This is a genomic window from Pseudomonas sp. p106 (assembly GCF_003936645.1).
Taxonomy (GTDB): domain Bacteria; phylum Pseudomonadota; class Gammaproteobacteria; order Pseudomonadales; family Pseudomonadaceae; genus Aquipseudomonas; species Aquipseudomonas putida_E.
Map to the genome: position 1 here is coordinate 69,548 of NZ_RHQR01000005.1, position 17,386 is coordinate 86,933.

General features: G+C 62.9%; 19 protein-coding genes. 8 read left to right on the forward strand and 11 right to left on the reverse strand.

The window, feature by feature from the left end; all coding sequences use genetic code 11:
- The first annotated feature begins 115 nt into the window (after positions 1-115).
- Positions 116-2,143, forward strand: a complete 2,028-nt coding sequence (locus EGJ09_RS08190; protein ID WP_125923588.1) for a DUF4034 domain-containing protein — start codon at positions 116-118, stop codon at positions 2,141-2,143.
- A 16-nt stretch (positions 2,144-2,159) separates the two neighbouring features.
- Here EGJ09_RS08190 and EGJ09_RS08195 read toward each other — a convergent pair whose 3' ends face one another.
- Positions 2,160-2,423 carry an accessory factor UbiK family protein gene (locus EGJ09_RS08195; RefSeq protein WP_012312185.1) on the reverse strand — a complete coding sequence of 88 codons (264 nt, stop codon included), beginning with the start codon at positions 2,421-2,423 and terminating at the stop codon, positions 2,160-2,162.
- A gap of 364 nt (positions 2,424-2,787) precedes the next feature.
- Between EGJ09_RS08195 and glnK the strand changes: the two genes are divergently transcribed.
- The 3 genes from glnK to sutA all read left to right on the forward strand — a co-directional run bounded on the left by glnK (position 2,788) and on the right by sutA (position 5,269).
- Positions 2,788-3,126 carry a P-II family nitrogen regulator gene (glnK, locus tag EGJ09_RS08200; protein WP_002555808.1) on the forward strand — a complete coding sequence of 113 codons (339 nt, stop codon included), beginning with the start codon at positions 2,788-2,790 and terminating at the stop codon, positions 3,124-3,126.
- Positions 3,127-3,174: 48 nt separating this feature from the next.
- A complete protein-coding gene (locus EGJ09_RS08205; RefSeq protein ID WP_046786947.1) occupies positions 3,175-4,509 on the forward strand; it encodes an ammonium transporter in 1,335 nt (444 codons plus the stop codon).
- Between the two features lie 430 nt (positions 4,510-4,939).
- Entirely contained in the window at positions 4,940-5,269 is a 330-nt protein-coding gene (gene sutA, locus EGJ09_RS08210) for a transcriptional regulator SutA (RefSeq protein WP_046786948.1), read from the forward strand.
- Positions 5,270-5,349: 80 nt separating this feature from the next.
- Here the strand turns inward: sutA and EGJ09_RS08215 are convergent, their stop codons facing one another.
- Genes EGJ09_RS08215 through EGJ09_RS08240 form a run of 6 tightly spaced genes read right to left on the reverse strand, consistent with a single transcriptional unit; the run spans position 5,350 to position 9,960 of the window.
- The gene (locus EGJ09_RS08215; RefSeq protein ID WP_125923589.1) at positions 5,350-6,045 is read right to left on the reverse strand and encodes an HAD family hydrolase; all 696 of its coding nucleotides are present in this window, start codon (positions 6,043-6,045) and stop codon (positions 5,350-5,352) included.
- On the reverse strand, positions 6,042-6,941 hold the full coding sequence (gene xerC / locus EGJ09_RS08220) for a tyrosine recombinase XerC (RefSeq protein ID WP_012312189.1): 900 nt from the start codon (positions 6,939-6,941) through the stop codon (positions 6,042-6,044). The genes EGJ09_RS08215 and xerC overlap by 4 nt, the downstream gene beginning before the upstream one ends.
- Complete coding sequence (locus tag EGJ09_RS08225; protein WP_012312190.1) at positions 6,941-7,651, reverse strand: DUF484 family protein; 711 nt, start codon at positions 7,649-7,651, stop codon at positions 6,941-6,943. Before EGJ09_RS08225 ends, xerC begins: the two co-directional genes overlap by 1 nt.
- 13 nt (positions 7,652-7,664) lie before the next feature.
- A complete protein-coding gene (dapF, locus tag EGJ09_RS08230) occupies positions 7,665-8,495 on the reverse strand; it encodes a diaminopimelate epimerase (RefSeq protein ID WP_125923590.1) in 831 nt (276 codons plus the stop codon).
- 4 nt (positions 8,496-8,499) lie between these two features.
- Positions 8,500-9,747 carry a diaminopimelate decarboxylase gene (lysA, locus tag EGJ09_RS08235; protein WP_125923591.1) on the reverse strand — a complete coding sequence of 416 codons (1,248 nt, stop codon included), beginning with the start codon at positions 9,745-9,747 and terminating at the stop codon, positions 8,500-8,502.
- A gap of 9 nt (positions 9,748-9,756) precedes the next feature.
- Positions 9,757-9,960, reverse strand: coding sequence for a lipoprotein (locus EGJ09_RS08240; RefSeq protein ID WP_012312193.1), 204 nt, complete (start codon positions 9,958-9,960; stop codon positions 9,757-9,759).
- A gap of 252 nt (positions 9,961-10,212) precedes the next feature.
- On the opposite strand from EGJ09_RS08240, the gene cyaY reads away from it, so the two are divergent.
- From cyaY to rnk, 3 genes are all read left to right on the forward strand, one after another.
- Positions 10,213-10,545 carry an iron donor protein CyaY gene (gene cyaY / locus EGJ09_RS08245; RefSeq protein ID WP_012312194.1) on the forward strand — a complete coding sequence of 111 codons (333 nt, stop codon included), beginning with the start codon at positions 10,213-10,215 and terminating at the stop codon, positions 10,543-10,545.
- 1 nt (position 10,546) lies between these two features.
- Positions 10,547-10,759, forward strand: a complete 213-nt coding sequence (locus EGJ09_RS08250; RefSeq protein WP_039601412.1) for a DUF1289 domain-containing protein — start codon at positions 10,547-10,549, stop codon at positions 10,757-10,759.
- 134 nt (positions 10,760-10,893) lie between these two features.
- Positions 10,894-11,304, forward strand: a complete 411-nt coding sequence (gene rnk, locus EGJ09_RS08255; protein ID WP_012312196.1) for a nucleoside diphosphate kinase regulator — start codon at positions 10,894-10,896, stop codon at positions 11,302-11,304.
- Between the two features lie 4 nt (positions 11,305-11,308).
- Here rnk and EGJ09_RS08260 read toward each other — a convergent pair whose 3' ends face one another.
- The 3 genes from EGJ09_RS08260 to EGJ09_RS08270 all read right to left on the reverse strand — a co-directional run bounded on the left by EGJ09_RS08260 (position 11,309) and on the right by EGJ09_RS08270 (position 14,934).
- A complete protein-coding gene (locus tag EGJ09_RS08260) occupies positions 11,309-14,173 on the reverse strand; it encodes a class I adenylate cyclase (RefSeq protein ID WP_125923592.1) in 2,865 nt (954 codons plus the stop codon).
- Positions 14,174-14,319: 146 nt separating this feature from the next.
- On the reverse strand, positions 14,320-14,565 hold the full coding sequence (locus EGJ09_RS08265) for a TIGR02647 family protein (RefSeq protein WP_012312198.1): 246 nt from the start codon (positions 14,563-14,565) through the stop codon (positions 14,320-14,322).
- 69 nt (positions 14,566-14,634) lie between these two features.
- Positions 14,635-14,934 (reverse strand): hypothetical protein, encoded by a 300-nt coding sequence (locus tag EGJ09_RS08270; protein ID WP_125923593.1) that lies wholly within the window; start codon positions 14,932-14,934, stop codon positions 14,635-14,637.
- Positions 14,935-15,082: 148 nt separating this feature from the next.
- Between EGJ09_RS08270 and EGJ09_RS08275 the strand changes: the two genes are divergently transcribed.
- Entirely contained in the window at positions 15,083-15,745 is a 663-nt protein-coding gene (locus tag EGJ09_RS08275; protein ID WP_046786955.1) for a glutathione S-transferase, read from the forward strand.
- Between the two features lie 131 nt (positions 15,746-15,876).
- Here the strand turns inward: EGJ09_RS08275 and argH are convergent, their stop codons facing one another.
- Complete coding sequence (argH, locus tag EGJ09_RS08280) at positions 15,877-17,271, reverse strand: argininosuccinate lyase (protein ID WP_125923594.1); 1,395 nt, start codon at positions 17,269-17,271, stop codon at positions 15,877-15,879.
- Positions 17,272-17,386: the final 115 nt, after the last annotated feature.

The window sequence follows — 17,386 nt, forward strand, 5'->3', positions numbered from 1 at the left end:
CAGAAATGGATCCAATAACTTTGCGCCCGGCAAAGCTATGGCTTAGTGTTCAACCGTTACTGCCTTGCCAAGGGATGGCAATGCATCTCCTCCAAATGGACTTGAGGTACTGCCCGTGCAAACGCTCATTCGCACCCGCCAGCAGATCCTGAAGCGGGTAAAGGCCAAGGAGTTCGCTGAACTCAACCATTTCTTCGATAACCTTCAGGCGCAGTGGCGGCAAGCGCGCCCAGGGGAGTGCCCGGCCTACCTTGAGGCTGTTCAGGGGCACATGCTGGTCGACTGGGATGTAGACGGCAGCAAGGCCCTCACACAACGCCTCAAAGCCTGGATCGATGCCTGCCCCAAGGCTTATCACCCCCAGGTAGCCATGGGCTTTCACTGCTTCAATCGCGCTTGCCGTATTCGCGGTACGGTTGCCGCCAATGAGGTGTCCGCAGCGCGCTGGCTGGCCGCCGAGCAGGCCTGCGAAATGGCCGCTGGGCACTTCCTGCGGGCCATTGAGCGTTGCGCGCAGCCTGTAGCGGCGGCGATCGGTATGTTGCAGATCAGTGCGCACTTTCGTGAACCGGGCTGGCTGGTGGAGCTGTTTCATGGCCGGCCGGCGCGCTTTCGGCCCAGCGCCCATGCCGATGTCGAAGTGCAGGAGGCTGCGGCACCGCTACTGGTCAAATATGGGCTGGCACCGCTGGTTGAGCTGCCGCAAGTGCTGCCGTCGTGCCTGAGTGCCCGCCTGCCCGCTGAGCAGGAACCTGCGCGGGACTACTGGCTGCGCCATGCCTTGAACTGGTTCCCTGGCTGCTTCGAGGTGGTCGAGGCCTATGCCAGCTACCTCACACCCCGTTGGGGCGGTAGTTATGAGGCCATTGATGCCGTGGCCAGCGGCCCTTTGTGCCGGGGCTGGCCTGAAACCCTGCGTAATGCAATCCGCTGGCTGGCACTTGAGGATCAGTTCCGGCTGCCTCCTGCCGATCAGGTGCAGCAAGTCGCGGCTTGGCAGCGAGTCTTCGAGCGGTGGATGCAACGCGAGCTCAGGCCAAAGGAACGCGCCACGCTCATGGCCCGGCGAGGGGCTTTTCGCCGCTTTTCGCTAAAGGATTACCCCGGTGCGATGCACGACTTCGTCGCTTCTGTGGCGCTATACCCCGATCAGGGCTTCGTACCGGCCATTGGTGAGCCGTTCTACAGCTTTGTTTGCCTGGTAGTGGCCCATGGCGTGCAAGACGATGCGCACAGCTTGCGTATCGCCATCGAGCGGTTAAGCGAAAACCGCAGGCAAGCGGCGGCCTGTGCGTTGCGGTCCGTGGGGCACCAGTTCGGGTTGTGGGGTTTCAGGCAATGCGCCGAGCAGGCGCGTATCTGGCTGCACGCTGCGGTGAAACGGCAGTGCGGCCGCGAGGGGCTGGGCTTTGATGTACTCGAGGTAGCGCGCCTGCTTTGGGCCGCCAAGTATTACGAGGCCGCTTATTTTCTGTACAGGCAGTGTGCCGAGTGCAAGTTGCCCGATGCCGCAGCCGCGCTTTACGCGCTGCATTGCGGTCGGCTCGAGGGAACGCCGGAACACTACATAGACTCTGGGGCAGCAGCGCATTGGCTGCTGTGTGCCGCGCAGGCAGGCAGCCAGATGGCCAAGTACGACCTGGCCTGCCAACGCATGCGTAATGACCAGAACTTGAGCGAGCGTAGCGCGATGCTGGCGGTAAGGCGCTTGCTGCTCGATTGCCTAGGCAACGAGGCGCTCGATGCCCAGGCCCGCTTGCAGTTGGCCATTCTGCAGCGCCAGTTCGGCGACCCCCGGGAGCGCGCAGAGGCGGTCGCCTACCTGCTGGATCTGGTGCACTACCCTGATTGCGCGATAGCCGGGCGTGCCAGCGCGGAGCTAGGCCTGGCCTGGATGCACGGGCATGGTACGCGCAAGCCGAGCCGCTTCGCGGCCATCGAGTGGGCCAACCGTGCGGTCGCGCTGCAGCCAGGGGATTCGGCCATCGAGGGCATTCAGGCTCGGATTCGCAACTCGCACAACCTGTTCAGGACGCTGTTCACGGTGTGCGGCGCAACGCTGTTTCGAGGGGACCTGCATGCCAGTGAGCTGCCGCCCAAGCCAAGCAGCCAGGCGCCCGGCCGGCTACGGGCTCCCGCGTGAGGGCGGGGCGCGGAGCTTAATCCTGTGCCGCGGGTGCCATGCGGGCTTCCAGCTCGGCGACCTGCTTCTCCAGGGCCTCCAGGCGCGCACGGGTGCGGGCCAATACGACCATCTGGCTGTCGAATTCTTCACGGCTGACCAGGTCCAGCTTGCTGAAGGCACCTTGCATCAGCACCTTGAACTGGCTTTCCAGTTCGGCGCGGGGCTGGGCGGTATCGCCACTGAACAGGCGCGAGGCCTGGTCGCTCAGGGCATCGAGAAGGGCTTTGGGCGCGAGCATGATCGGCTGTCCACTGCTGACGGGAAATGGCCGGCAGTGTAACACGGGCCCGTTTTGCGTTCCGTTGCACATTTTTCGAGCAGTCCTGTGCAATGCCGCGCACCAAGACTGTGCATCTTTTCAATGCTGGCGACTGGCCAAGCCTGACTCTTCCACGCAACTGCCTGTTTTTCGGCGCTTTAACGGAACTGGCAAGGTTTCTGCAAAGACCTGTACGAGCCATGCACTGATGCAGTTCCTTGTGACCAGGCAGTGCGCACGCGGAGCCGGATGCCGACGACGCGTTACAAAGCCAACCGCTGCGCTTAGACTTGAGACGGGTTTGTTTTCCTGGGGCAAGTCCACCAAATCGGGAGAGAGTTTCATGAAGCTAGTCACAGCCATCATCAAGCCGTTCAAGCTGGACGACGTGCGAGAGTCACTGTCGGAAATCGGCGTGCAGGGCATCACCGTCACCGAAGTAAAAGGCTTCGGTCGGCAGAAGGGTCACACCGAGCTGTATCGCGGTGCGGAATACGTGGTCGACTTCCTGCCCAAGGTGAAGATCGACGTCGCCATCGACGACAAGGACCTCGATCGAGTGATCGAAGCCATCACCAAGGCTGCCAACACCGGCAAGATCGGTGACGGCAAGATCTTCGTGGTGAATCTGGAGCAGGCAATCCGCATCCGTACCGGCGAAACCGATACCGACGCGATCTAAGCGCCCAAAAAAAGCCTCACCAAACCCAACGCCCCAGGAGAAAACAACATGACTCTGCGTAAGATCGCAGGGCTAGGAGCCCTATTGTCCCTCGTAATGCCGGGCCTCGCCCTGGCAGAGGAGGCTGCCGCCCCAGTACTGAACTCCGGTGACACCGCCTGGATGCTGACTGCCACGGCGCTGGTGCTGTTCATGACCATCCCGGGCCTGGCCCTGTTCTACGGCGGTATGGTGCGTTCGAAGAACGTACTTTCGGTGATGATGCAGTGCTTTGCCATCACCGGCCTGATGAGCATTCTCTGGGTCGTTTACGGCTACAGCATGGCCTTCGATACCACTGGTATGGAAAAGGGCGTGCTCAACTTCAATTCCTTCGTCGGCGGCTTCTCCAAGGCGTTCCTCAGCGGCGTAACGCCGGACGGCCTGACGTCGGCTGCCGCACTGTTCCCTGAAGCGGTCTTCATTACCTTCCAGATGACCTTCGCCATCATCACCCCGGCGCTGATCGTGGGTGCCTTCGCCGAACGCATGAAGTTCTCGGCGATGCTGGTGTTCATGGGCATCTGGTTCACCCTGGTCTACGCACCGATCGCGCACATGGTCTGGAGCGGTGATGGCGCGCTGATGTGGGACTGGGGCGTGCTCGACTTCGCTGGCGGCACCGTGGTGCACATCAACGCCGGTATCGCCGGCCTGGTCTGCTGCCTGGTACTGGGCAAGCGCAAAGGCTACCCGACCACCCCGATGGCCCCGCACAACCTGGGCTACACCCTGATGGGCGCAGCCATGCTGTGGATCGGTTGGTTCGGCTTCAACGCCGGCTCCGCTGCAGCCGCCAACGGTACTGCCGGCATGGCCATGCTGGTGACCCAGATCGCCACCGCTGCTGCAGCGTTGGGCTGGATGTTCGCCGAGTGGATCGGCCACGGCAAACCTAGCGCCCTGGGCATCGCCTCGGGTGTGGTCGCCGGCCTGGTTGCCATCACCCCGGCTGCCGGCACCGTGGGCCCGATGGGCGCCCTGGTGATTGGCCTGGTGTCTGGCGTGCTCTGCTACTTCTGCGCTACCACCCTCAAGCGCAAGCTGGGTTATGACGACTCCCTGGATGCCTTCGGCGTGCATGGCATCGGCGGCATCATCGGCGCGATCCTCACCGGTGTGTTCGCGGCACCGGCCCTGGGCGGCTTCGGCGCGGTCACCGATATCGGTGCGCAGGTCTGGATCCAGGCCAAGGGCGTGATTTTCACCGTGGTCTACACCGCCATCGTCACCTACGTGATCCTCAAGGTGCTGGACGTGGTGATGGGCCTGCGGGTCAACGAAGAAGAAGAGTCGGTCGGCCTCGACCTGGCTCAACACAACGAACGCGGTTACAACCTGTAACTGCGACGCTGGAAAAACTTGCCCGGCTTGCCGGGCATTTTTTTTGCCTGTTTTTTGCCATTTCCCGCAGAGCAAACGGTTTATCAGTCACGTTCGCGACGTAAGCCAAAAACTTACAACAAGCAGGGCGTTTATGGAGCTTTGCTTTTTCCACGGGCGCGCTAGAATGCGCGCCGAGAGGTGTTGCACGAGTTGTCCGCACGCTTCGTCAGCCTTTGCTAGGCTTGCCAATAGCGTGTGGCCAGCAAGGGCTGCAAGGTTTTGTCAGGTCCTGCCAGGAGCAGGGCCTGCCGGGCGGGGCGTCCCATCAGGAGTGCCGTCCCAAGGGCAGTGGCCAACCCACGGCCAGTTGAATTTTCACTGGTGGCTGCCGGTCTACGGCTGCACTGGTCTATAACTAACCTGCTTTTCGCAAGTCATGAGGTAGAACATGAGCGACGACGATCTGGAAAATGATGACCTCGAAGTAGGCGACGAAGACGAGGCTGATGATAGCCTCGACGCTGCGGCTGGCGATGGCGCCGAAGACGCTGGCGATGACGACAGCAGCCCGGCACCGGTTGCCAAGGGCAAATCCAAGGCGGCTGTCTCGGTAGACGAGATGCCGAGCATGGAAGCCAAGCAAAAGGAGCGTGATGCCCTGGCCAAAGCGATGGAAGAATTCCTTTCGCGCGGTGGCAAGGTGCAGGAAGTCGAGGCCAATGTAGTCGCCGACCCGCCCAAGAAGCCGGACAACAAGTACGGCAGCCGCCCTATCTGAGTGGCTGAACACCAAAAAGCCCGCCGTCGCTGCGGGCTTTTTTGTGGCTACTGGTTTTCACTGCCGCAAAGCGGCCCCTGTCAGCGCCAGCGCGCAAGTATGTCGGGCAGCTGCGACAGGCGCTGGACTTCGGCATCCGGCGCCGCTTCCCCCAACCAGGCCTTGCCCTGGGGGTTGAACCATACCGCACGCAAGCCTGCGCGCTGGGCGCCGCCAATGTCATCACCGGGGTGATCGCCAACATGCACGGCGGCACTGGCCTCTACTTCGCCACGCTTCAGCGCTTCGATGAAGGGCGCCGGGTCTGGTTTGCCTATCCCCAGGTCCTCGGCGCACAGGGCGAAGCGGAAGTAATCGGCCAGGCCCAGGCGGCGTACGTCGGCATTGCCATTGGTGACCACGCCCAGGGTGTAGTGGTGGCGCAGAATTTCCAGCACCGGCTGCACTTCGGGGAACACCTCGACCTGATGCCGGGCATGCAAGAACACCTCAAACCCTTCGTTGGCCAGCTCCTGAGCGTGCTTTTCGCTGTATCCCACCTCTTCCAGCGCATGGAACAGCACACGCCGGCGCAGGGCGCTGATACGGTGCTTGAGGCCCGGATCGGCCTGCACCAGACGTTCGCGGATGGCGAACAGGTGTTCCACCGGCACGCCGCCAAGTATGGGAGCGTTGGCCTGCAGCCAGTCGCGCAGCACGACTTCCGCGCTGGCAATCACTGGCGCGGTGTCCCACAGGGTGTCGTCAAGGTCGAACGTGATCAGCTTGATGCTCATGAGTCTGTGCCTTTGCTGCGTTTGGCCCGTGGGTGGGCGCTGTCGTACACCGCGGCCAGGTGCTGGAAGTCCAGGTGGGTGTAGATCTGCGTGGTGCTGATGTCGGCATGGCCGAGCATTTCCTGCACCGCCCGCAGGTCCTGGGACGATTCCAGCACATGGCTGGCGAATGAATGGCGAAGCATGTGCGGGTGCAGGTGCTGGCCCAGTTCGCGTTCGCCGGCTGCCTTGACCCGCATCTGGATAGCCCGTGGCCCCAGGCGATTGCCTTGGCGGCTGATGAAGACGGCGCCGTCACGCGGGCCGCCGATGCCGCGCAGCCGCAACCATTGCTGCATGGCTTCGCGCGCCTTGCGGCCGACGGGCAGCACGCGCGCCTTGCCACCTTTGCCGAGCACCTGTACCAGGCCGGCAGCAAGGTCCAGGTGCTCAAGGTCGAGGTTGGTCAGCTCGGACAGGCGCAGGCCAGAGGAATAGAACAGTTCGAGGATGGCCTGGTCGCGGCGGGCGATGAAGTCGTCGTCCACGCCGCCGTCGAGCAGTTGCAGGGCGCGGTCGGTGTCCAGCACCTTGGGCAGCCGGCGCTCGCCCTTGGGCGCGCTCAGGCCGCTGGCGGGATCGTGCTGGCAAAGGCCTTCACGGTTCAGGTAGCGATACAGCCCGCGTACCGCCGACAGTAGCCGCGCCAGGCTGCGCGAGGACTGCCCCTGATGATGCTGGCGGGCGATCAGTTGGCGCAGTTGCTGGATCTGCAAGGCGCCCCAGCCCGCGATGCCTTGGGTGTTGCAGTATTCGATGACCTTTTCGAGGTCGCGGCGGTAGGCCAGCAGTGTGTGTTCGGACACCTGGCGCTCGTTGCGCAGGTGGGCGCAATAAGCCTCCAGCTGGCGTTCCATCAGCGCACCGGGCGCAGGGGCTGGGTAACGCGCGGGACCACGCGGCCGAGCACTTCGGCGATGTAGCCAAGGAACAGGGTGCCGACGCTGCTCTTGTAGTGTTGCGGGTCGCGGCTGCCTATTGCCAGCACGCCGTGCAACCCTTGGTACTCCAGGGCAGCGACGGCGCTGGAGCCCACTTCATGGTGCTGCTCCTCACCGAACAGGAAGGCCAGTTCGTGCTCACGCAGGTTGCCACTGACTGTCTTGCCGCCGCCCAGCAGCCCGCCGATGGCCTGCTGGGCCTCGGCATTACTGACCCAACGGCCGACCGGCGCTGCATGGTCACCGAACAGGATCAGGCTGACGAACGGGACCTGGAACTCCTGGCGCAGGCTGTCTTCGACCGCCATGACCACTTCTTCCAGGCTGCCGGCATCGAGCAGGTCGAGGATCAGCCGGCGAGTCTTTTCGAACAGCCGGTCGTTGTCCCGGGCCACGTCCATCAGTTGCGACAGGCGATGGCGCATCTCGATGTTGCGATCGCGTAGCAGTTTGAGCTGGCGTTCCACCAGCGACACGCTGTCGCCACGCTGGTGAGGGATACGTTGCTCGACCAGCAGTTCGTCGTGTTCGGCGAAAAAGGTCGGGTGGGCGCGCAGGTAGGCGACCACCGCTTCGGCATCGAGCTCACTGGACTGTTGGGGTACAACCTTGGGCTGATCGGTCATGGCGGTTACTCGCTTAGAGACGAACCTGTCCTTCGTAGACGCGTACGGCTGGGCCAGTCATCAACACGGACGTGCCGGGGCCGGCCCACTCGATGTGCAGGCGCCCACCAGGCAGGTCCAGGGACACCGGAGAGTCCATCCAGCCCTGGCTGATGGCTGCCACGGCTGCTGCACAGGCACCGGTGCCGCAGGCCTGGGTCTCGCCGGCGCCACGTTCCCATACCCGCAGGTTGGCGCGGTGGCGGTCAACGACCTGGAGGAAACCGGCGTTCACCCGCTGCGGGAAGCGTGGGTGGTTCTCGATTTTCGGGCCCAGGCCATGAACCGGCGCAGTACGTATGTCATCGACACGCAGCACGGCATGCGGGTTACCCATGGACACGGCAGCAATAGAGTGCAGATCGCCGTCGACTTCCAGCGGGTAATTGAGCGCCTGCTCATCAGCGACGAATGGGATTTCGGCGGGAATGAAGCGCGGCGGGCCCATGTCGACACACACCTGGCCGTCGTTCTGCACGTCCAGCTCGATGATGCCGCCCTTGGTTTCAACGCGGATGCGCTTTTTCGCGGTCAAGCGTTTGTCCAGCACGAACCGTGCGAAGCAGCGCGCACCGTTGCCGCATTGCTCCACTTCCGAACCGTCGGCATTGAAGATCCGGTAGCGGAAATCCACTTCCGGATTGTTCGGTGCCTCGACGATCAGCAGCTGGTCGAAGCCGATGCCGGTGTGGCGGTCGCCCCATTGCTTGGCGTGCTTGGGCTGGATGTGTGCGTGCTGGCTGACCAGGTCCAGGACCATGAAGTCATTGCCCAGCCCATGCATCTTGGTAAAACGCAGAAGCATGGGGTCACTCCGGCAGCAGGCTTTCGCCAGCGTACAGTTCGGCGATGGTCTCGCGACGGCGGACTTCGAAAGCCTGATCGCCGTCGACCAGGATTTCCGCACAACGGCCACGGGTGTTGTAGTTCGAGCTCATGACGAAACCATAGGCGCCCGCGGACTGCACGGCCAGCAGGTCACCTTCGGCCAGGTTCAACTGGCGGTCCTTGGCGAGGAAGTCGCCGGTCTCGCAGATTGGCCCGACCAGGTCGTAGGCACGGCCTTCGCCCTCACGTGGGGTGACCGCGCTGACGCCCATCCAGGCCTGGTACAGGGCTGGGCGGATCAGGTCGTTCATCGCCGCATCGATGATGGCGAAGTCTTTGTGTTCGGTGTGCTTGAGGTATTCCACGCGGGTCAGCAGGGCACCGGCGTTGGCTACGATGTAGCGGCCTGGCTCGAACACCAGGGCCAGGTCACGACCGCCGACGCGCTCGCGGATGGCCTTGATGTAATCGGCTACCAGTGGCGGCTCTTCGTCGCGATAGCGCACGCCAACACCGCCGCCCAAGTCCAGGTGGCGCAGGTGGATGCCGCAATCGGCCAAGCGGTCGACCAGGTCCAGCAGGCGGTCGAGGGCGTCGAGGAAGGGCTCTACGGTGGTCAGCTGCGAGCCGATGTGGCAGTCGACACCGACCACTTCCAGGTTGGGCAACTGCGCGGCACGCACGTAGATGGCTTCGGCGTCGGCGATGGCGATGCCGAACTTGTTCTCTTTGAGGCCGGTGGAAATGTACGGGTGGGTGCCGGCATCGACGTCCGGGTTGACCCGCAGCGAGACCGGGGCAACCTTGCCCATCTCGGCGGCAACCACCTGCAGGCGCTCCAGTTCGTCGGTGGATTCGACGTTGAAGCAATGAACGCCGACTTCCAGCGCCCGGCGCATGTCTTCGCGGGTCTTGCCGACGCCGGAGAACACCACACGGTCAGCCCGCCCACCGGCGGCCAGTACCCGCTCCAGCTCACCGCCGGAAACGATGTCGAAGCCTGCGCCCATGCGAGCCAGAACGTTCAGCACGCCAAGGTTGGAGTTGGCCTTGACCGCGAAGCACACCAGGTGCTCGACACCTTGCAGGGCATCGGTATAGCTGCGGTACTGGGCCTCGATGTGGGCGCGCGAGTACACGTAGGTGGGGGTGCCGAAACGTTCGGCGATGGCCGACAGGGCCACGCCCTCCGCGAACAGTTCACCGTCGCGGTAATTGAAAGCGTTCATCTGATTTCCTTACTGCTCTGGCGTTTGCTCGGGCTCGATTGGCTGCTCATCCTGTGGCTGGACAGGCTGAGCGTGCTGGTGCTGATGCGACTTCTGGCTGCCCTTGCCGTCCTTGCCGTCTTCTGGCAGGTACAGGGGGCCTTTCTGACCGCAGGCCGAAACGAGGCAGGCAACCGCGACCAGCGCCGCGAGCGAGGAAATCAGGCGCTTCATGGGTGAAATCCTTTGAAATATGCAGTATTGCGCCCGAGTATACCGAGCGACTGCCGGATTGCCTATGCAAGAGCCGGTCCGCCGGGCGGGCAGAAATTAGCCACAAGCGGCGAGCGGCAAGCGGCAAGAAAAAGCCCTCAGGTGTACGCTGTGCTTTTTCTTGCAGCTTGGGGCTCGCAGCTTGCGGCTGGCGCCAAGCGCCCGTATCGTGCCCGGCCTGCCTGTAACGCAGCCAATTTCGAGGTTCCTGCAATGAGTTTGAGCGAAGCGCGTTTCCATGATCTGGTCGACGCCACCCAACAGGCCCTGGAAGACCTGTTCGACGAGAGCGGCCTGGACCTGGACATGGAGAATTCCGCCGGCGTCCTTACCATCAAGTTCGACAACGGCAGCCAGCTGATCTTCAGCCGCCAAGAGCCACTGCGTCAGCTTTGGCTGGCCGACCGCTCCGGTGGCTTCCACTTCGACTACGACGAAGAGAGCGGCAAGTGGGTCTGCGAGAAGAGCGAAGAGCTGCTGGGCGAGATGCTCGAGCGGATTGTCTGGGAGCGGGCCGGCGAAAAGCTGGACTTCGACGAGATCTGAGATGAGTGCCCAGGCGCGGCCCGCCAAGCCGCTTTACAGCAACGTCAGCCCAGCGGTGCCGTCGCCGTGCATCAGCGTGTGCCGGCTGGATGAACAACGCGTTTGCACCGGTTGCCATCGCCATGTCGAGCACATTCGTGAGTGGCGCTCGGCCGACGACGAACGGCGCCGGCAGATTTGCCGCGAAGCCGAGGCCTTGCGCGCGCAGGCTTGAGTATTTGCCCGGCTGTGGTAGTGTCGGGTTATGCGTCGGTGACGCCAAAGCACTCATCAAACCCCGCCCTCTGGGCGGGGTTTTGCTTTATCTGCCCCTAGAAAACCAACTGTTCAATGGAGTCTGACTGGATCATGAGCACCAAGCCTTCCCTCATCCTTACCCGATTGGACGTGCAGCGTCTGGAGCGCCTGATCGACAGCCTCGACGAAAGTACCCCGGGTGTGCTCGCCCTGCAGGACGAGCTGGACCGCGCCGAGCAGGTGGTCGGTCACGAGGAGGTGCCGGCTGGTGTTGTGACCATGAATTCGCGCGTGCACTGCCGCGAAGAAGCCAGTGGCAAGGACTACCACCTGACCCTGGTGTATCCGAAGGATGCCGGCGGCGAAGGCAAGGTATCGATCCTGGCGCCGATCGGTTGCGCACTGCTGGGCTTGTCGGTGGGCGAGCAGATCGACTGGCCTGCGCCGGGGGGCAAGACCCTCAAGCTCAAGTTGCTGGCCGTCGAGTACCAGCCTGAAGCTGCGGGCGATTTCGACCTCTGAGGGTTCAAGGCTCCAGGGTTGCCTGCAACTGCGCCAGGCCATCGTTCAGAGCCTGCTCCAGCTCGCGCTTGTAGCGCAGGTAGAGGAGGGTCGAGCCCCGTTCGTCATCGAGCAGTTCGGACAGGTCAAGATCTGTGATGTAACAGCGGTAGTGCCCGGCGCTGCGGCGCTGGCTGAGAATCTGTCGGGCGACCACGGTATAGAGCTCGCCGCCATGGTCAAGCTCGGAAAACTCCTGCTGATTGCAATAGAGCGTGACATGCATGTCATCGCCCGTGCCGGCCTGGAGGATGGCCTGCACCTCGTAATACGGCTGATCATTGAGGTCGTCTGGCGTTGGCCGCGGCTCTATGCTGCGTGCCTTGCCCGGCCCCGAGGGCAGCAGTTGCGCATAGTGGGTCTGCAATGGTGCTTGCTGCAGGTTGTCCAGCGGCACGCGTGCGTCGTGGCGCATTACCATCGAGCGCAGAAAGCGCTGCAGCGGCAGCAGCAGGTGGTTTTCGTCGTGCAAGGGCAGGCGTTGCTGCCACAGGGCATTGTACTCATCCAGCACATACAGGTCGGCCCAGCCCTCGAGCAGGCGATAGAACACCTGGATGCAGCCGGGGCGTGCGTTTTCCAGTACCAGTGGCAGGTCGTGGTCCTGCAGGGCATTGGCATCCAGGTACAGCGGGCTGTAGGTGCTGCGTTCTTCGCCCAGGCATTCGAGTACGGCCTCATGCTCTGCGAGGGTGGTCAGGCTGACCTGGCCGGGCAGCAGTTCCAGCACGTGTGTGTGCTGCGCCACCTGGAGCAGGTAGCGGTGGTTGCGCCCCTGATCTAGCAACAGCTGCACCGTGTCGAAAATCTCCTCGACCCGCTGGCTGATGGCCTGGGCGCGGTTGTGGCAGAAACAGCGCACCCGCACGCGCGGCCGGTGGCTGCGCTGGCCGAGGCTGTTGAGGAAATCGCGCAGGCAACGTGCCAGGGCGTGCTCGCCGTCGTAGCGCTGGACCAACACTTCGTTCCAGCTGTTGAGGGTAATCTGGTCGAGGGTCAGCACCAGGTTTTCGCGAACGCCCGCGTAGCTCAGCGAGTCGGTTCGCTCGGTGGTCATCAGGATGTTCAAGTCGCGATGGTGTCGCAACGGATCGACACCGACGTTGACCAGCAGCAGAATCTCGTTGGCCACGCTCGGTTGCAACAGGCGCACTTCACTGACGGTTTCCAATGGCAGAGGGATGCTCTGCTGCAGGCTGCCGAGCAGGTTGAACAGCTCGAACTCGTTCAGGTCACTGGCGCCGGGGTGCAGCGCCAGGCGCGTGGTGCTGTCGATGACGCCGTTGCGGTGCGCCCAGGTCAGCAGCTCGATCAGCTCTCGGCAGCGTTTGATCGGGCTGAAGTGCTCCCATTCGTGAACGCTCAGGTTACCGTTGTACAGGCCCCAGTGATGGCTGCCCGGTTCCTTGCGGTTCGGCGACTGGACCAGGGTCAGGGTGTCCTCGGCGAGGTCCGGGGCAATGCCGGGGTTGATCACTTCTATCTTGCCGGCACGGCGCTCGAACGCGGCATAAAGGCGCCGGCCCAGCACATTCAGGTCGCGCTGGTCGGCGCGGCTGCTGGCATTGTTGTTTTGCGCGAACTGGCTGAGGAAGCGGTAGCTATGGTTCAGCTCAGCAACTAGCTCGCGGCGCTCCACGGCGACCTGACGCACTTTCCATTGGCTGCGGCTGTCGAGCAACGCCAGTTGGCGCTCGTCCCAACCCCACTCATCGACCAGGCGTTTGAGCAACCGGCGCTGCCAGCCGTTGCTTCGTGCGCGGTCCAGGCCGCTGAGTTTCTTGTTGACCTTCAGGTAAAGGCTGCGCCTTGCCAGCTCCAGCCGCCTGGTTTCACCGCGCGCCTGCAGGTAGCGTTCGATGCGCCGGTAAACCATTACATAGGGATCGAGCGCGTCGAGGTCGAGGTGGTTGGCAAATACCGCCTGCTTGTAGTCCAGGCTCAGGCAGCGCACGGCTGGATGTTCGCTGGCGTAGGCCTCGGTCAGCAACAGCTTGAGCAGTGACTTGTAAGGTGAGTCGATACCTTTGAACAGCTGCCACAGGCCAGCGCCGACGAATTCGCCGGCCGGGATGTGGGCCAGGTTGCCGAGATCGAGGGCATCGGTGCTGCGGATGAAACGCTTGGACAGCAAGGTTTCGGTATAGCTGCTGTAGTTGTGCTCTTCATACGCCGGCACCAGCCACCAAAGCGGTGTGCGCCCGGCCAACCAGATGGCCGTGCGGTAGAACTCGTCGAGCAGCAGGTAGTGCTGGGTGGTGCCACAATCGTCAGAGCTCAGCTGGCTGTCGCGCAGGCCTTGGGCGAAGCTTTGCGGGTCGATCAGGAAGCAGTGTGCTTCGGCGCCCAGGCTGGCGGCCCAGGTTTCGAGCAACTGGCATTTGCGTCGCAGTTCATCGAGCTGGCTGTCACCCAGGCCGGGGGCATGACAGACCCACAGGTCGATGTCGCTTTGCTCAGCCTGGGCCAGCGTGCCAAGGCTGCCCATCAGGAACAGGCCGTGGATCGGGCGGTTGGGGTTGCCCAGGCGTGTCTTGTACGTGAACGATCGCGCCAGGCGCTGGCCTTCGGCGACCAGATTGGCATCGGGCTCGAAGCCCGACACGCCGGCCGGAGTGCTACCTGAAACATAGCCAGGCAGCAGCGGGTGGTTGACGTGAAACAGCAGTGGTAGCAGGGTCAACACCTGTTGCTGGCGGGTCGAAAGCCCATCCATGGCGCGCTGTAGCCGGCCTGTGTTCAATTGCAGAAACCGCGCACGCAATTTCGCCAGCACCTTGCGGTCGATGCCTTCGTCGATATCGGGGCGGATTTCGTGGGGGTGGGTCATTGCACACTCAGGGCAGGCCGGGGGAGCTTTGGCGAGTTTAGCCTGAGTAATGCACTCGGATAAGCGGCAATTGGAGTTTTGACGCCATTTTTCTTGCGCCTTGGCGGGCCCCATCGCCGGCTTGCCAGCGATGGGGCGGGGCAGGTTTATGCCGGCTGGGGTGACTTGAGAATGTTCAGCAACAGTTGCACGCTTTCGACTGCGTCATGCCCAAGGCTGGTGAGGTAACCGCCATCGGGCTGATCGGTCAATTGCTTTTCATGCAGGCGTCGAGCTGCTGCGACCAGCGCGGGGGAGGCATTGGCGTGAATCTTGATGCCTTCCTGGCTGCTGTCCAGGTTGAACAGGGCAAGGACTTCCAGTTCAGCAATCAGTTCGGGGGTGAAGGACATGGCGACTCCTGACTTCCAGACGAGGATGGCGGCACCGCCAGCGGTGCCTGACCCTGGAGTGTAGCCGGGTTATTCTTCCTCGCCTTGATCTGCCTCAGGTGGCAGCTCGGGCAGAGCGCGCAGGGCGGTTTCGTACCACTCGGTGTTGAACGGACGGTCCTCGTCGAGCATGTTGTCGATCTCGATGGCCAGCACGTGGGCCATGAGGTTGAGGATGTCTTCGCGCTCGTAGCCGACCAGGCTCAGCTTGTTGAACGTAGCCTTGGCTGCCGGCGGTTCGCCGCTTTCGATCTGGTTTTCGATGGCCTGGGTCAGCGTCGCCTCGGCGAAGGCTTCGTCGTCATTGTCGATGTCGGTGGGCTCGCTCATGGCGCTACTCCTGTGATTGGGCGCACAGTGTGCCATGCCCGCGTCGGCAATGCCCGGTCATCGACCGGGTGCATGACGCTGGTCAGGCACTGGCGTAACGAGCTATAAAAGCCCGGCCAACCCCCTACGGCCTGGAGGCTGTTACCCCATGCTCAAGCTTCACGGATTCTCGGTCAGCAACTACTACAACATGGTCAAGCTGGCCCTGCTGGAAAAGGGCCTGCCGTTCGAAGAGGTCACCTTCTATGGTGGTCAGACGGCTCAGGCGCTGGACGTCAGCCCGCGCGGCAAAGTGCCGGTGCTGCAGACCGAACACGGCTTGCTCAGCGAAACCGGTGTGATTCTCGACTATATCGAGCAGACCCAGCCGGGTAAGGCGCTGCTGCCAGCCGATCCGTTCGAGCAGGCCAAGGTGCGCGAGCTGCTCAAGGAGATCGAGCTGTACATCGAGCTGCCGGCCCGTACCTGCTATGCCGAGTCGTTCTTTGGCGCGGCGGTAGAGCCCTTGATCAAGGAGCGCGCGCGTGCGGATCTGCTGGCGGGGTTCGCCACGTTGAAGCGCAATGGCCGTTTTGCACCCTATGTAGCCGGTGAACAACTGACGATTGCCGACCTGATGTTCTGCTTCTCGGTCGACCTGGCTTGTGCAGTAGGCAAGAAGGTGCTTAACGTCGACTTCCTCGCCGACTTCCCTGAGGCCAAGGCGCTGCTGCAGAAAATGCACGAAAACCCGCACATGGCGCGGATCGTGGCAGACAAGGAGGCGGCGATGCCGGCCTTCATGGAGATGATTCGCAGCGGTAAGCGCTGAAGACCAGGGCTGCCTTGCAGCCCAATCGCCGGCAAGCCGGCTCCTACTGGTACTGCACAGGGCTTGAAGCCGATGCGGTCGAGTGGGAGCCGGCTTGCCGGCGATCGAGGGCCAAGCCCTCGCAATGGCGCTTAGCGCGAAGCCAGCAGCGCCTTGCCACGTACAACGGCAGCGCGCACCTGCGCCGGCGCAGTGCCGCCAATGTGGTCGCGGGCATTCACCGAGCCTTCCAGGGTCAGCACGGCGAACACATCCTGCTCGATCTGGTCGCTGAACTGGCGCAGTTCGTCCAGGCTCATCTCGGCCAGATCCTTGCCGGTGTCGACGCCATACTTCACGGCATGGCCGACGATTTCGTGGCAATCACGGAACGGCAGGCCGCGGCGCACCAGGTAGTCGGCCAGGTCGGTGGCGGTAGAGAAGCCGCGCAGGGCCGCTTCGCGCATGATCGCGTGGCGTGGCTTGATGGCTGGGATCATGTCGGCAAAGGCACGCAGCGAATCGCGCAGGGTATCGGCGGCGTCGAACAGCGGCTCCTTGTCTTCCTGGTTGTCCTTGTTGTAGGCCAGCGGCTGGCCTTTCATCAAGGTCAGCAGGCCGGTCAGGGCGCCGAACACACGGCCGCTCTTGCCACGCACCAGCTCCGGCACGTCCGGGTTCTTCTTCTGCGGCATGATCGAGCTGCCAGTGCAGAAACGGTCGGGCAGATCGACGAACTGGAACTGGGCGCTGGTCCACAGCACCAGCTCTTCGGAGAAGCGCGACAGGTGCATCATCGCCACGCTGGCGGCAGCGCAGAATTCGATGGCGAAATCACGGTCCGAAACGCCATCCAGCGAGTTGCCGGCAATGGCTTCGAAACCCAATAGCTTGCAGGTCAGCTCGCGGTCGATCGGGTAGGTGGTGCCAGCCAGCGCAGCGCTGCCCAGAGGCATGCGGTTGGCGCGCTTGCGGCAGTCGACCAGGCGCTCGTAGTCACGGCTGAGCATTTCGAACCAGGCCAGCAGGTGGTGGCCGAAGGTGACTGGCTGAGCGGTCTGCAGGTGGGTGAAGCCCGGCATGATGGTTTCGGCTTCACGCTCGGCCTGTTCCAGCAGGCCCTGCTGCAGGCGGGTGATCTCGGCCAGAATCAGGTCGATCTCGTCGCGCAGCCACAGGCGGATGTCGGTGGCGACCTGGTCGTTGCGGCTACGGCCGGTGTGCAGCTTCTTGCCGGTGATGCCGATGCGGTCGGTCAGGCGTGCTTCGATGTTCATGTGCACGTCTTCGAGGTCGACGCGCCAGTCGAAATTGCCGGCCTCGATTTCACCCTGGATGGTGTTCAGGCCATCGATGATGGTGTCGCGCTCGGCATCGCTGAGTACACCGACCTGCGCCAGCATGGTGGCGTGGGCGATCGAACCCATGATGTCGTGGCGGTACAGGCGCTTGTCGAAATCGACCGAGGCGGTGAAGCGGGCGACGAAGGCGTCGACGGGTTCACTGAAGCGGCCGCCCCAGGACTGATTGGTCTTGTCGGTGCTCATGGATTCACTCGTTGAAGGCGTGAACGAAAAAGTGGCGCCGATAATAGCAGGGTTGGGCTTGTGGCCGAAGGACGCCGGTCGACAGAAATCTGCAGAAAACAGCGCTCAATGCAGG